Source organism: Methanolacinia paynteri (assembly GCF_000784355.1).
In the GTDB taxonomy this organism is placed as follows: Archaea; Halobacteriota; Methanomicrobia; order Methanomicrobiales; family Methanomicrobiaceae; genus Methanolacinia; species Methanolacinia paynteri.
Map to the genome: position 1 here is coordinate 50,738 of NZ_KN360929.1, position 14,998 is coordinate 65,735.

Here is a 14,998-nt window from a genome sequence, read left to right on the forward strand (position 1 = left end):
GTCCTGCAGGATATATTTGTTATGACCGGATCATCGAAATGTCAACTTTCTGCCGGGAATCTGATATGAATCGGGTTTTAGGGCCGGATGAGTTATCCAGGAATTTTTACAGGAAAAAGAAGCTCAAAAACATGAAATATAGACTGAATCAATCAAAACGAAAAATAAGGAGACATATTATTATATTACCTCTTTTAAGACCCCTGCAACAATATATCCACCGTCCGGGGTTGGATTCAAAGAGAAAACCTGCTTGATACCCGATACATTCTCCGGGTATTCGATAATGAAAATCTTCTCCGATCCGTCCTCCTCTGCTGCAATTACCTGAATACCCTTTCCTTCAATTGGTCCTGCCTGGTATTTCATGGAAAGCGTCACCTTGTGGTCATTTGAATTCGTCTGTGACGAGAGGGATTTTTTGATCAGGACATTTCCTTCATTGTCGAGAATATACTTCCGTTCGCCCTGGCCGCGTAAATTCACCTCGATCGTCCCGTCGTCGAGAGGCTCTATAGAATAGGCTTCTCCGTCGATATTTTCGATGAATCTCGTCTTCCAGAGATAATTCCCCTGGAGATCGAGAGCAACGATCATGTCACCGCTCTGTTCCGGGTCGGAACATGCCGAATCGGGATCGTAACATCCGACAATACAGTCCAGCAGAATATATCCTTCCGGCGCCATCACAGCCTCCCTGCAATAGGGGAATTCCGTCTCTTTCTTCTCCCAAAGAGTGTTCCCTTCACTGTCTGCGCAGAGAATCCACCCGTCGAACTTCTTCCATCCATCGGCACCGTCCTCGTTCACTTCGCCGACCAGGAGATATCCGCCGTTGGGTAAGGCTATGCTGTCAACAATATGTTTCTCGTGAGGGTAGTAACGATGCCACAGTTCGTTCCCGTCTTCGTCAAGCCGGATTACGATTCCGTTGAGCATTATTATGGTATATTCATCTCCTGTTTGAAGTGCCCTTTTGACATCTTGAAGATCTACTTCGGGATAGGCGGAAACGCTCCGGTTGATATCCCAGATCACGCTGCCGTTGTTGTCGAATTTTATCACCCTAAGATTTCGGTTTTTTTCACCGAGAAAGAACATCCCGGCCATTATATAACCGCCATCGTTCGAAGAACATACTTCCTGCGGGTAGTCGCTGTAACCGTTTATCACGGTCTGCCATTCGGTGGTTCCGTTTGCATCGACTTTCGATATCAGCGAGTCTCCGGTTATGACAGGGGCGGGAGTGGAAACCGAAGAGGCCAGCCCGGAAAAAAACATGAAGAACATGGATACCATAAGCGGCCCGAATAGTAAAACAACGGCAAATGCTACCAGCCCGAGAATAAATAACTTTGCCACAAGATAATCGTCCTGTTTCTCGTCTTCAGGTTTAGATATTTCAGGTTCGGCCGCAACGGGTCCAGGTCCGAGTCCGGGTTTTTTTCCATCTTTATTGCCCTCGTCCGAATCCTCCTCCGGTTCATAGAACCGTGCGGCGATGAAGTGGACGACCAGGACAAACAGGAGGATCACCATCAGCACCGCATTAAATATGTTGAACGAATTCACTCCCCCGCTAAGCTCCCGGACAGTTGCCGACGAATCGATAAACCTGAAACTGAAATATAAGATCGACAAAAGGGCGATCACAGAAACTCTTCTAGGGTACCTGAAGAGAAGAAAGGCCAGAATACCAGGCACAAGGAAATAAACGAACAACAGAATTCCTGCATCCAAACCGTCCAGCTTCATGCCGAAGAACCAGGCTTCCCAGTTGAGGATGAATACAAAAAGATACATGAACGAACTTAAAACCAAAACAACCAGCAGAATATAATAAAACGCCTGAACGAGATCTTTTGCCGTTTTCTTAAGATCCATAATAATGATTGAAAATATGACCTTAACTTTTAAATAACGATTTTCACCATGCTCTTGAACAATGGATGAAATTCGCCGGAAAAAAAACCATGAGGGAGATAATAATGCAATTGCAATAAAAAAAAGGATTATTCCAACTAATTTTTTCCTTAATCGGAATATTCACGGTTTAATTTTCTGTTATGTAACTTAAATACCACAAACTGATAGAATATTCCTGCAGCTACTATACCCGACAATGCATTTGTCGCTATTGACAAGAGGGACTGAGGAAGAAGGTCAGGCTGCATGTATATCCCAGCAGAAATAGCAATACCAGCGACGGCGATTAGCACCCCTGCTCCCAAAACAACTCCGAAAATCGTGAGATTATGCAGTTTATCATTTATTTTCTGCATGAAATAAGGTAAGGGGACAAGCATTAAAAGTGCCATAAAGACAAGTGGAAAGACCCATATAGGGAAATATTGACCGACATCAGGTCCAATTGCTGCAAGATATGAACCGATGAACTCACAAAAGAGCCCCATTACGGCCAGGCCGGAAGCCAGGACAATCCGGTTGCCGGGGGCCGAAAATTTTTCTAAGAGGGGCAGGAATATGACGGCATAAACTGCAACTGCGGTTTGATATGTAAGAAAAATCACTGAAAAAGCCATAACAACGGTGAAAATTACACGATATGGCCAGGATTCAAACTGAACAAGAATTTCTGAGAAAACATAGAAATATCCAAAAATTGCAAATGCGATCGCTATCGATGCAATAAATGGGGAGGTTGCAGGAAACAGCCAAGGAATGCTAATATTACTGCCCGGTGTCATCATAACCGAGAAGATATATGTATAATGTAAAATTGTAGTCGCCATTAGTGTAAATAAAAGAAGCAGATATCTCCACATTTTCGCAAATTTAATATTAGGGAGAAGGATTAAGGCAGGAATCAAACCCCCGATAAGAATAGAAATGTATTCCAAAACTCCTGAAAGATCGTTCCTGAACATGTACCACGTCCCGTAGGGTCCTCCTGGAATGAAAAGATCAGGAAACCACACCTCCATAAAATTTTGAACAAGCCAGGCACAAACCGAAAATAACAAGCCGGAAATTATCAGGACAAAATAAAGGGATTTACGGGACTTCATCTGCGAAAGCAGGATAAATAATCCCACTGCAATCACCGCACCTGCCACAAAGACATCTGCAGCAATTACTAAGGACGGGACAGGGACGTTTATGGCATTTAGCTTTCCATCAAACACTTGGTTTATTAAAGAGTACATATAATTCTGTCTCCATGAGATTAAATAAACCCATAAAAAATATAATGGAATCTCCCGGCTTTAGGGCCGAATATACACAGGGTATATAGAATTCCAATTTCCAAAGGCGATATACCTTGTATCTGATGTTGACCAGCCGTCATTGATCTCTATGGCATCAAATGAACCATCAGCCCACCCGACAGCCGCGACGGAATGATTACCATATGCTGTTGAACTACCTATTGCAGTTCCGGCTCCATGCATAGCAAGATGCATCGGACGATCTGCCGTGACCTCTGATTTAACTTCTGAGAAATAGAAACCCCAGCCATCAGGTACAGCATCTATATCATATCCATAATCATCGCATACACTTTCTATACCCGGCTCGATATTAGAATCATATGTCCCATTAACAGGGTCCGTATCCATTGCAGAGTATAACTCAAGGATTAAAGTGTCTCCATTTGATGGGAAATTAGGATAACCATTATTTCGCCAATAGGATAAAATCATACCTGAAGCAGTAGGGGCACATGAATTAGTATAGCCTGTTGGCTGGTCAAAGAGAGGAACCCAATATATCGTATCGGCTCCGCGAACTGAAGTAGGGACTATTGTTCCTCTGCTTACAAGTCCAATGTTTTCATCGACAATCGTCCATTCATCCTCAACTGAAATTGCATCAGATTCTGATTTTCCATTAGTTGAGACCATGGAAGTATTTTCATCTTTTAGATCTACAACAGCATCGTTAAAGAGATCAACAATAACATCCTGCTTTGTATTTTTAAGTGGATCTCCAAATGTATATTGGGCATAATAGAATGTCGCTCCAAGATAGAGATATTTTATAGAATTCAGTTTATAATTAGTGTCTCCAATAGATTTCTCTGCACTGAGTTGTGCATTTTCTTTTGTTTTTCGGGGGATAATGTCCCCTTTCCCAAATTCCAAAATTGGATAATTATCTTTGTTTCCAGAAACTAGAATGAATCCTAAATAATCTCCACCTTTTATAATAGAGAATGAATACGCGGCAATATTTCCATCGAGATCATAAAAAGTCAGATCAGATTCAACATTAGCCCCACTCCATTCAGAAAATTCACTTATACCTTGAGATACATCATTAAGTTGTAATTGCGCTACCTTTTCAGCATAATCCGATGTAATTAAAGTACTGTCCTTTTGTTCATTTACAGAACTACTAGCACTAACAGCCGGAACGAAAATCGCTCCTGCGAGTGCCAATACTAAAAACAGGCTTAAGGCCTGCATACCTACAATTCGTTTCATTTTTTCACCTACATTCATAAATTAGAACCCGAAAAAAAGAAGAAAATTGGACTTGTGTGATCTTGTGGTTTCCTGAGACTTCTTCGAGATTCCGGGTTCAGGTGGGGGATTAATCCCTGAACAGAACAACCAGTATGCAAACCTTAATCTGCATTGATGTCGACAAAGATGAATGCCGGTCTTATTTGCCGGCGGACGATCGGGGAGAGAAAGGAACGAAGTTGACTCCTCTGACTTTTCTTCCCTAATGTCTTCAACTGGTTAATAATCCAGGAAAGGTTCGGGTGGAAGATCACTCCTCCACCTTAGACCCCCAATTGAAAATGGAGCTAGCTCTTTAATAAAAACTTTCACCATGCTCTTGAACAATGAAATATAATGATCAAAGAAAACGTCATTCTGAAGTATTTCAATTTTTGATATTATGTATAACGATAAATATCTCTTTATTGCATCAATAAACAACCATATTCCATAGAATTTTCTTCGCGCTTTCAACCTGAAAAGTATTACCTGCAGGAAATAATTCAATTCAAGTAATTAATTTTAGACAGAAAAACCGTAATTTTTCCTCATTTCTTCGGGAAGATTTTCAACTATGATCCTCTCAAGTCCCGATCTGATATAATAATGCCTCGCAGTCCCGGATTTCCTGCAGGAAAGGAGACCAGCACTTTCAATTTTGCCGACATGCCAGCTCACTGCACTTTTTGAGATCCCCAGTTCGTCTTTCAGATCTACGTTTCTTATGCCCGGATATTTCGTTATGAGTGCAAGAATCTTCAGCTGCGTAGGATTATGGCTCATGCTGATGATCTTTCTTTCAAGTCCGGAGAATGTGCCGTGATTGGGAAATACTCTCCTCGAATTATCGGTATTCTCTATGACAATGTAGTCCCCCTGGCTGAGGCGTTTTATATGATAGCGAAGACTGTCGCGCTTGATATCCATCGCCGATGCGATCTCTTCGAAACATCTCCCGGGATTTTCGCAGACGTACTCCAGTATCTCCTTTCTCTTTTTATTATCGAGAATCGACCCGATCCTTCCCGCAATAGGAGGGAAAAACTTAATTGCGGCTAAAAATCCACCGATTAGAGCAAGGATAAAGGATATTTTGATCCACATAGGTAAATCCTGAAAGGAATTGAAACCCTTTGCACCTGAATCATAAAAATATTGGTTATCATCATCACCGAAGGTTGTACTATATTCACATGAACCTGGAAATACACAATATATAAACAATAAAATTATGATTAGGCATACCTTGCGGCAAATTTTCATATAATTATTTTCATCGATTCTAGAATATAATAATCTTATGTAGTTTAAGATAAATTTTCCAGAAAATGCACATAATAAGATTAGGAAGAGATCCCTTCCAGAAAGAGAGAATCTTATTAAAAAAATAATTAAATGGTATAGCTTTGTGTTCCTGTCACGCTATATCCATAGATCTCGTAATACCATCTTCCTTCGGCAATACCATCGCCATTATTAATATTCACCGAAATATTTCCATCAATAATTCCATCAGAACCATCATAGTAATAGCCGAAGGTATGTTGATCAGGTGAATAGACCATCAATCTCAACGAATTAGAAGTGTCTCCCCAATGTAGGCGAACACGAAGCTGCGTATAATAACCACTAATATCGGCGTAAGCCCAATCAGTTTCACCCTGCGTTATGGTGCCGGACACGGTCTTTACTCCAACATTGCCTTCAACGATCTTGGGAATAGTTACGGTATAACCACCCATATCGATCTTTTCTGCGTCAAAGAGATTCATCGATGCCGAAGCACACGATACGAGCATAGCCAAAGCTATCGCTATTAGAAAAATTCCAAATTTTTTCATTGTTTTCACCATAGACCCCGGAGGGCCTATAATTGATAATATGAAAAAATGAGATGAAAAATACTTTCACCATGCTCTTGAACAATGAGCCCTTTGTTCAACCTGACAGTGATAAAATTTATATAAAACATACCCATCTCGCGAATAAATACAGATGTTATTGTAATATTCTTTCACCATGCCCTTGAACAATTTTCATGACAACGACAAATTCAACATTATTTGTTGTCATTGGAATTTTATAGAATTTAAATGAAAAGAACAGGTAATAATTGAACAGTCGACGATAATTATTTACTCACTTATGAATACTTATTCAATCAGGGAATATGATTTGTCTTTTAATTTACTCATCAGTTTTTTATTTATTTATTTTCACAAATCTATTATTAGCAATTGACTTTCTTCTTAATGAATGTAGCTTATCTGAAAAAATTAATTTATTTACATGTTTAGGCACGTTAGTAATGGCTTATTTCATTTATTTAACAGTTATAGAGATGAAAGAACAACGAAAAGAGGCAATAAAGCCTTTTATATCATTTCCATATAGTCAAATTTTTTTTATTGAATTTGAGAATTATGTTGAGGACCGATATTTCCCATTAATAAGGAATTTTTCTACAATAAACCAAAAAAATCAAAATGATAATACTATTCTTTATCCTTTTATTGAAATTGAAAATGTTGGAAGAGGAATGGCAAAACAAATTTCTTATTCTTGGGAATATGATTTTTCAGAATTAATTCAAGCAATAGGAAATGCAATTGAAAACTCTAAATTTAGATTTGAAAATAAGGACAATCAATTTATAATCTATTTAGATGAAGAAGAAATATATAACTGGGTAAGAATTACGAAAAGGGATTCTGGAGTTTTACCTCATATAGTAGAAGGATCAAAAGGAGCAAAAATTGAATTACCCATATCTTATACATTGGCATTAGCGTGTTTAATATATATTGCATTAAAAGAGACAACAGACGTAAATCAAACAATAGATTCTAATTCATTGACTCTAAATCTCGAATATCAGGACATTTCGAGAAACACATATAAGACGAAATACGAATTTAAATTATTATTGGCTCGTTATGATACTAATTCGGAAAAACAGCTTAAATCAGCTAGTGGAGAAATGTTTGTCAAAAATATAATTGATTTTGACAGATAATCGTGTATTTAATTATTTTTAATTTGATAAAAAAATGATTTATCAGAAATCGGTCATAATCCTGAACTGATCGATCTCAGGATTATTGATCTCTTCTATGAACTGCTCGGCAGCGTTCTTGATATTCTTGCTTGCAGTGATAGCACGTCCGACGACGACGATGTCTGCACCCGACTTGAGAGCGGTCTGGACAACATGCTGCCTGATTCCGCCAGCAGTCGCGACAATGAGCTTTCCGCCTGCCGCCTTCTTGATCGCCGGGATGTCTCCCCAGTTGTATTCGTCTCCCTCGGTGTCGATCGCACGGTGCATCTCGACGATATCCGGAGCCGCTCCCTTCTTCGCAAGCTCCTTGACCAGTTCGGCAGGCTTTGCAACGTTGAGCATATCGATGATCGAGTAGATTCCCGTCTTCCTTGCCTCAAGGATAAACTTCTCGATGGTGGATATTGGTGCAAGACCGGATACCACAACAGCGTCGGCGGATGCGTTTGCAGCCATCCTTGCCTCGAGGTTTCCTGTGTCGAGCGTCTTTAAGTCCGCAATGATGAACGCATCCGGGCGGATCTTCCTGATCTCGTCGATAACCGAAAGACCGAACTGTTTGATCGTCGGTGTTCCCGCCTCGATCAGGACATGATCGTTCTTCGGGACTTCTTCGAGAACCCTCCTGACCGCATTCATATCCACGAGGTCGAGTGCAACCTGCAGGTACGGCGGGTTCCAGAGCCTCTGGACCTTGAATCCCATAACCGCGTGGCTTGCACGATCCTTCTCGTCCATAAGTGTCGCTTTGTCAGGGAACTTGTCGAGCGCATGTTTTATTGCAAGCTTGGTCGACCCGTAGTTGTAGCGGTAGATGCGGTTGTAGTCCCTCGCTTCGGGGTGAAGGAATGCGCTTGCGAGAATTACAATATCCTCAGGATCATACCCGCAATCGTCAAAGACGCCCTCTTCGTATGAGTCTGCGACAGCCTTCGCAATTGCCGCCTGGACCGCTCCGAACATCGCATTTACCTGACCCTCGGTCTTCAGTGTGACTTTAGGAATAATGAGCGTTGCGGGCTTTGTAAGCAGATTCGGCCTGATTACCGCAAGAAGCGGGGTGTGGCCCGGAGCCAGCTGGGATGCTGCGTTTGCAAAAGCCATTCCCACAGGGCCCATCTTGTCTCCGATTAAAAGATCTATGTGCGCAAGTTCTGCGCCTTCTCCTTCTAGTGCTTCACCAATCAAATACATGGAATATTTCCTTCCTGCCTTATTTATTGTTTTAATGATAAAAATAGATGCTTACGACACTTGTGTAGATGTCAAAAATCAGTGGGGTCGGTGAGATTTGAACTCACGATCGACGGGTCTCTCCGAACATGCGTTTGAGCGCGATTAAGAGAAATCAAGGTTTTGCATCAGCGCTCCAACGGATCATCACTAGGTTTCCCTTCAGCAGACCCATTGTTCATCATACGCAAAGACCGCTGGAGCCCGTCGCCATGCCGGACTAGGCCACGACCCCGGTTAAGCCATCAATATAAGGTCATATTCTAATTTAATTATTTGGTTTTAACCCGGATTTCGGAATCTGCAATTCACATCAAATATATTTCGTTATAAATTCAACATTTCTGGATATGGCTATGATAAGCTACGCAAGCGGGACATCCTGCGAACCCCTTATCGGCGAGACCGTCGGGGAGATGCTGGAGAGGATATGCGCAACTTATCCGGATAATGAAGCGCTGGTTTCCGTTCAACAAAATATCAGATGGACTTACAGGGAATTTCTGGACAGGGTTGAAAAAATCGCATGCAGCCTGATGGCTCTCGACGTCAACAAAGGGGACAGGGTCGCGATATGGGCGATGAACTACGCCGAATGGACGCTCCTGCAGTTTGCAACCGCGAAATGCGGTGCGATAATGGTGAACATCAATCCGGCGTACAGGACCTTCGAGCTCGAATATGCCCTGAAACAGGCGGAGATCCACACCGTATTCCTCCAGGGAAGATTCAAGACGTCCGACTACGTGGGAATGTTCTACGAGGCGTGCCCGGAGGCTGTCGATGCAAGACCCGGAAAGAAGATCAGCACCGAGAAGTATCCGTTCTTAAGAAACGTCGTTTTCATGGGAGATGTCCCCTACAACGGGATGTACACGTGGAACGAGTTCCTGGACAAAGGTGCAAACATCAGCAGGGACGAACTCAAAGAGCGTGAGACGCACCTGACCTTCGACGACCCGATCAACATCCAGTACACCAGCGGAACCACCGGGTACCCGAAGGGAGTCGTCCTTACCCACCACAACGTAGTGAACAACGGCTATACGATCGGAAACGGAATGAAGTTCACCGAGAAGGACAGGCTCTGCATCCCCGTCCCGTTCTATCACTGCTTCGGGATGGTCCTCTCGAACTTCGCCTGCGTCACCCACGGCTCCACGATGGTCCTCCCGTCACCCGCCTTCGATGCGGAGACGGTGCTGAAGACGATCGACGAGGAGAAATGCACGGCCGTCCATGGCGTCCCCACCATGTTCATCGCCGAACTCAAACACCCGAACTTCAACAAATACAGGTACGACACCCTCAGGACCGGCATCATGGCCGGATCGCCCTGCCCGATCGAGGTCATGCGTGCGGTAAACCAGAAGATGCACATGACCGACATCGTCATAGTCTACGGCCAGACCGAGACATCGCCCGGCGTAACCATGACGACGACCGACGATCCGCTGGAAAAGAGGGTTACAACCATCGGAAGGGTCTTCCCGCATGTCGAACTCAAGATCATCGACCCGGTGACACAGAGGATCGTCCCACGCGGCGAAACGGGGGAGATCTGTGCACGCGGCTACGTGGTAATGAAGTGCTACTACAACAACCCGAGCGCAACAAGGCAGACCATAGACTCGGACCGCTGGAACCACACCGGAGATCTCGGGATCATGGACGACGACGGCTATTTCCGTATCGTCGGAAGGCTGAAGGAGATGGTCATCCGCGGCGGAGAGAACATCTACCCGCGTGAGATAGAGGAGTTCCTACACACCAACCCGAAGATCGAGGACGTCTACATCATCGGAGTTCCGGACGAGAAATATGGCGAGGAGCTCATGGCCTGGGTGAAAGTGAAGGACAAACAGCAGCTGACCGGAGACGAGATCAAAGAGTTCTGCGACGGCAAGATCGCGAGATACAAGATCCCGAGATATTATAAATTCGTAGACGACTTCCCGATGACTGTGGCGGGAAAGATCAGGAAGCACGAGATGCAGGAGATCTCGATAAAGGAACTCGGTCTGGAAAAAGAAGCGAAGATCGAGACAGCCTGAATCATTTTTTCATCATTCTTTCAATTGAGGTTTTCCATATAATCTTTGCCTCCTCCCGTTCAAGGCCCACAACAGAAGCCATCTTTATACCAAGAGTAAGAGACTGAATGGTCCCCGCAGCAAGGACAGGATCGACATCCCCGGAGATCAGACCATTATTTTTCTGCTCTTCAATAATTTTTACAATCATTTCCCGCATCGATCTGTAATTATCTTTCATTACAGCATTCATCTGTTCGTCGCGAACAGCCCGGGCAAACATCTCGATTATACTCTTTGTACCGAATCCATCGGCAGGATAAATGAAATTGTCAAAAATCGCAGAGAAGACATCCTCAAAATTCTCTTCATTGAAAGCATTGTTCAGGCCGTCGGAGATGCTTCTGCGAAGTGTCCTGTGTGCCTGTGCAACGAGGTCCTCACGATTTTTGAAATAAAGATATAAAGTCGCCCTTGAGATCCCAAGCTGTTTTGCAACATCTTCCATTCGGATATTTGCAAGACCGTCTTTATCGCTCAGTCCGATTGCCGCACGGACAATCTTTTTCCTGACTTCTTCTTTATATTCAGGCATCACTTTGGGCATGATTACTCGAACCTAACTTTGTCTGGAAATTATAAAAAACCGACACACGCGTCAGTATAATTTATTTACAATCGTGACATACACGTCAGTATAATGACGCATGCGTTATCTTCCCGAGATTCGGGCCTTGCAGGCACTTTAAATATTCAAAATTCGTCATTAGACCGTATAGTGGAAGACTACTGCGGCATTACGATAAACGAACTGGCTGGAAAGGACTTTTCGGATTATGAAACCGGGCTGTTATGGAGTGAGATGAAGGCAGCCAAACCGACGACGCTTGAAAAGATGCTCGTGGAGATGCTTCATCTCGCCTATACAAGAGGAGAAGAGCTTTGAAACCGGCCTTCGGGCTTCTGGCGGACGCAATCAACCGCCACCCCGGAATAATCGCGGGAATTCTCGTGGCGGTGATTCTGGTATCGCTCACCGGCCTCCAGAACCTGAACTTCAAAAGCACGGGATATGACACGTTCGTATGGGAGGATTCGCAGGACGGACGCAATATCGAAAACTACAACGAACTCTTCGGTTCCGAGACAATCATCCTTATTGTAAACGGAGATGACATCCTCTCAACCGAAAATCTCAGGTATATCGACACGCTCGTATCGGATCTTGAAAACGAAAATTCGGTGGAATCCATCAGCGGTATAACCGGGATTTTAAAGGCATACAACAACGGCAGAATACCCTCTTCAAAAGCGGAAACTGATCGCATCCTTGAACAGATTCCGGAGGATTACAGGGAACTTTTCCTCCGGTCGCAGATGACAACGCTTCTCACCGTCACATATGAAGGGGACCTGACCGATAAAGAAGAGGCAAAGGCGCTGGACAATATAGAATCTGTTATCGAAAATTCAGACCCGCCCACAGGAATTTCAGTGAAGATCTCCGGCGAACCGGCGTACAACAGGGACCTGCAATCCGAGATCCAGAAAGAGATGAAGACCCTGATCGCCGCAACGCTTGCGCTGATGTTCTTCTCCATCGTGTTCCTCTTTTCATATGTAAGATACAGGATGCTGCCCGTTGCAATAATCGCAATCGGAATCCTTGTCACTTTCGGGGTTATCGGCCTTTTGGATATGCCCATCAGCATGCCGGTAATCGGCTCGTTTCCCGTGATAATAGGACTCGGGATCGACTACGGCATTCAGTTCCACTCCCGGTTCAACGACGAGATAGAGGATAAAACCGTCAGGGAGGCGGTCTATGCAACACTAACCAAATCAGGACCGGTCCATCTCGTCGCGATGTGCACAACATGTCTCGGATTCCTGGCCCTGCTCTCTTCATCTATCCCGATGATTGCACAGTTCGGAACAGCCTGTACCATAGGGGTTATTGCAAGTTTTTTCACGGCACTGATCATAGTTCCCCTGACCTTCAGGATTACAGGCTACAAACCGAAGACCGCAAAAGAAACCGAAAGTGCATTTATGGAAAAATACAGCAGATCACTAGGGAAATTCGCCTGGAGGATTGCGGAAAATCCTGTCCCGGTCATTCTCATATTCCTCTCGGCAGCCGTGATCGGCATACAGCTTGACGATAAGGTGCATACGAATATCGACACAAATACATTCGTGCCGCAGGACATGTCTGCAAAGATCGACCTCGACAATGTCAAGGAGATTGTCGGGGAGACCAGCACATTTACCGTAATGATCGAAGGGGATCGGCTCACCTCGCACGAGGTTCTAAGCTGGATCGATGAATTCGGGAGATACGCGGACAATACTCACGAGGAGATCACGGGAGTGGAAAGCCCTGCGACCCTCGTGAAGAAATACAACGACGGTGTGATACCGGAAACCGATTACGAAATAGATCTCTTATTGCAAAATATTCCCGAAAATGAAAAAGCGGCTGTAATCGAAGGCGGAATGACTGCCGTGATCGAATTCGAGACGAGAGAACTCAGTGTTCCGGAGAAAAGCGATCTCGTCAGCCAGCTCAGGACGGACATCAGGTGGCTGGACCCGCCCGCGGGAATTTCTGCCTACCCAACGGGAATGTCTCAGATTTCCGGGGATCTCGTCGACGAACTCGGGATCACGAAGAACCAGATGACCACGCTGGGATTCATGATGATCCTCATCTTCCTCGTTCTTGTATACAGGAGATTTTCCTCTCTCCTGCCGGTGATCCCTGTGGCGATGATCCTCGGCTGGAACACGCTCGTTATGTATATCATGAACATCGAGTATACGCCGCTGACGGCCTGCCTCGGATCAATGACCGTCGGGCTTGCGATAGATTATACGATACTTATTATGGAAAGATTCGAAGAAGAGATGGAGAAAGGCGAGGAATTCTTCGCGGCCATCGAAACCGGGGTCAGGAAGATGGGATCTGCGATCACGATCTCCGGTGCGACCACCCTCCTTGGCTTTTCGACCCTGATCCTTTCGGACTTCAATATCATAAAGATGTTCGGGGAGACCACGGTATTAACCATCTTCTTCTCGCTCGTCGGCGGAATAGTGCTGATGCCCGCGATAATTTCATTGCTTTACAGGAGATGCCGGGCTGCCGATAAATGGCTGTATGGAATATTTGGGAAAAAGAAAGTTTCATTGGGCAAATAATTTCAGGATAGCACAGATCTTATTCTGGCAACCCCGGCACCGGCGGCCAGGCCGCCGGACGGCCCCTGCCCAGGGGCCTTGCCTTAGGATAATCTTCTCACGGCACGCCCAGGGGACCGGCAAGGGTCCCCCGGGCTGTTGAATTTGGTTTTCTTTGATTCTACTCAATGAACTCACCGCGTCTCTCCGCTCAGGGGATACTCGTCTATCCTCTGGGCGGTTTCGCAAAAGAGAGGCCCCGGGGTCGGGGCCGGTCCGCGGCGAGGGGTTGTCAAAAGTTGTGAACTTTTATTACACCCACACAGATAAAAGACGGGAAGATCACACCGCCTTATAATCGTCCGTATCTATCTCCTCCCCCGGTTCCATCACAACGACCTTCATCGGGGTTACTTCCTCGATCGACCGCTTGAACTCACCCGCGTCCTGCTCGATCAGCGGCGACGTATTGTAGTGCATCGGGATTACGAGCGGTGCACCGATGAATCCCGCAGCCATCATTGCCTCGGAAGGTCCCATTGTGAACCGTCCTCCTATCGGGAGCATAGCGACATCCGGGTGATACAGATCCCTGATGAGCTTCATATCCGAAAAAAGACCGGTATCTCCGGCATGATAAACCGTCACCCCGTCCATCCTGATTACGAATCCCGACGCAGGCCCCCCGTAAAACCCTTCTCCTTTAACCTCCAGCCAGGACGAATGAAGCGCCGGAGTCATCGTAAAAGAAACGCCGTCCCTCACGATCGTCCCGCCGATATTCAGCGGTTCCGTATCAAAACCCTCGGAAGACAGGTACTTCGCGATCTCGTTCGGGCATACAACCGGCTTTTTGAACTTCATCGCATCCCCGAAATGATCCCCGTGCCCGTGCGTCACCGCGACGATATCCGGAGTGCAGCCGAAATCCCCGTGGGGCATATAAGGGTCGATAATAATCTTCTTCGAGCCTTCAAGACAAAAACATGAATGGCCGAGCCATTTGATCCTCATGG

Annotated in this window: 12 protein-coding genes and 1 tRNA gene; 4 read left to right on the forward strand and 9 right to left on the reverse strand. The window is 45.0% G+C overall.

The features are described 5' to 3' along the window. Nucleotides 1–180: 180 nt before the first annotated feature. From METPAY_RS05745 to METPAY_RS05770, 5 genes are all read right to left on the reverse strand, one after another. Nucleotides 181–1,884 (reverse strand): hypothetical protein, encoded by a 1,704-nt coding sequence (locus METPAY_RS05745; protein WP_048150152.1) that lies wholly within the window; start codon nucleotides 1,882–1,884, stop codon nucleotides 181–183. Between the two features lie 149 nt (nucleotides 1,885–2,033). Beyond that, a complete protein-coding gene (locus METPAY_RS05750) occupies nucleotides 2,034–3,167 on the reverse strand; it encodes a hypothetical protein (protein WP_048150154.1) in 1,134 nt (377 codons plus the stop codon). Nucleotides 3,168–3,227: 60 nt separating this feature from the next. Then, nucleotides 3,228–4,466 carry a C39 family peptidase gene (locus METPAY_RS05755; protein WP_048150156.1) on the reverse strand — a complete coding sequence of 413 codons (1,239 nt, stop codon included), beginning with the start codon at nucleotides 4,464–4,466 and terminating at the stop codon, nucleotides 3,228–3,230. Nucleotides 4,467–4,994: 528 nt separating this feature from the next. Continuing rightward, the gene (locus METPAY_RS14160) at nucleotides 4,995–5,576 is read right to left on the reverse strand and encodes a winged helix-turn-helix transcriptional regulator (protein ID WP_052418695.1); all 582 of its coding nucleotides are present in this window, start codon (nucleotides 5,574–5,576) and stop codon (nucleotides 4,995–4,997) included. Nucleotides 5,577–5,863: 287 nt separating this feature from the next. Next, nucleotides 5,864–6,313 carry a hypothetical protein gene (locus METPAY_RS05770; RefSeq protein WP_245611538.1) on the reverse strand — a complete coding sequence of 150 codons (450 nt, stop codon included), beginning with the start codon at nucleotides 6,311–6,313 and terminating at the stop codon, nucleotides 5,864–5,866. 467 nt (nucleotides 6,314–6,780) lie between these two features. Here METPAY_RS05770 and METPAY_RS05775 point away from each other — a divergent pair, with 467 nt between their 5' ends. Then, the gene (locus tag METPAY_RS05775; protein WP_048150161.1) at nucleotides 6,781–7,488 is read left to right on the forward strand and encodes a hypothetical protein; all 708 of its coding nucleotides are present in this window, start codon (nucleotides 6,781–6,783) and stop codon (nucleotides 7,486–7,488) included. 42 nt (nucleotides 7,489–7,530) lie between these two features. Here the strand turns inward: METPAY_RS05775 and METPAY_RS05780 are convergent, their stop codons facing one another. Together METPAY_RS05780 and METPAY_RS14855 are read right to left on the reverse strand one after the other, a co-directional pair. Continuing rightward, a complete protein-coding gene (locus METPAY_RS05780) occupies nucleotides 7,531–8,727 on the reverse strand; it encodes a bifunctional 5,6,7,8-tetrahydromethanopterin hydro-lyase/3-hexulose-6-phosphate synthase (RefSeq protein ID WP_048150163.1) in 1,197 nt (398 codons plus the stop codon). 82 nt (nucleotides 8,728–8,809) lie between these two features. Further along, nucleotides 8,810–9,001, reverse strand: a tRNA-Trp gene (locus METPAY_RS14855). A 115-nt stretch (nucleotides 9,002–9,116) separates the two neighbouring features. On the opposite strand from METPAY_RS14855, the gene METPAY_RS05785 reads away from it, so the two are divergent. Next, nucleotides 9,117–10,820, forward strand: coding sequence for an AMP-binding protein (locus METPAY_RS05785; RefSeq protein ID WP_048150164.1), 1,704 nt, complete (start codon nucleotides 9,117–9,119; stop codon nucleotides 10,818–10,820). A 1-nt stretch (nucleotide 10,821) separates the two neighbouring features. Here the strand turns inward: METPAY_RS05785 and METPAY_RS05790 are convergent, their stop codons facing one another. Beyond that, on the reverse strand, nucleotides 10,822–11,394 hold the full coding sequence (locus METPAY_RS05790) for a TetR/AcrR family transcriptional regulator (protein WP_048150167.1): 573 nt from the start codon (nucleotides 11,392–11,394) through the stop codon (nucleotides 10,822–10,824). 105 nt (nucleotides 11,395–11,499) lie between these two features. Between METPAY_RS05790 and METPAY_RS14860 the strand changes: the two genes are divergently transcribed. Beyond that, a complete protein-coding gene (locus METPAY_RS14860; RefSeq protein ID WP_157199015.1) occupies nucleotides 11,500–11,745 on the forward strand; it encodes a hypothetical protein in 246 nt (81 codons plus the stop codon). After that, nucleotides 11,742–14,003: an efflux RND transporter permease subunit gene (locus tag METPAY_RS05795; RefSeq protein WP_048150168.1), complete on the forward strand. Its 2,262-nt coding sequence runs from the start codon at nucleotides 11,742–11,744 to the stop codon at nucleotides 14,001–14,003. Before METPAY_RS14860 ends, METPAY_RS05795 begins: the two co-directional genes overlap by 4 nt. A 321-nt stretch (nucleotides 14,004–14,324) precedes the next feature. On the opposite strand, the gene METPAY_RS05800 is transcribed toward METPAY_RS05795, so the two are convergent. Next, nucleotides 14,325–14,996: a metal-dependent hydrolase gene (locus METPAY_RS05800; RefSeq protein WP_048150170.1), complete on the reverse strand. Its 672-nt coding sequence runs from the start codon at nucleotides 14,994–14,996 to the stop codon at nucleotides 14,325–14,327. Between the last annotated feature and the right edge of the window lie 2 nt (nucleotides 14,997–14,998).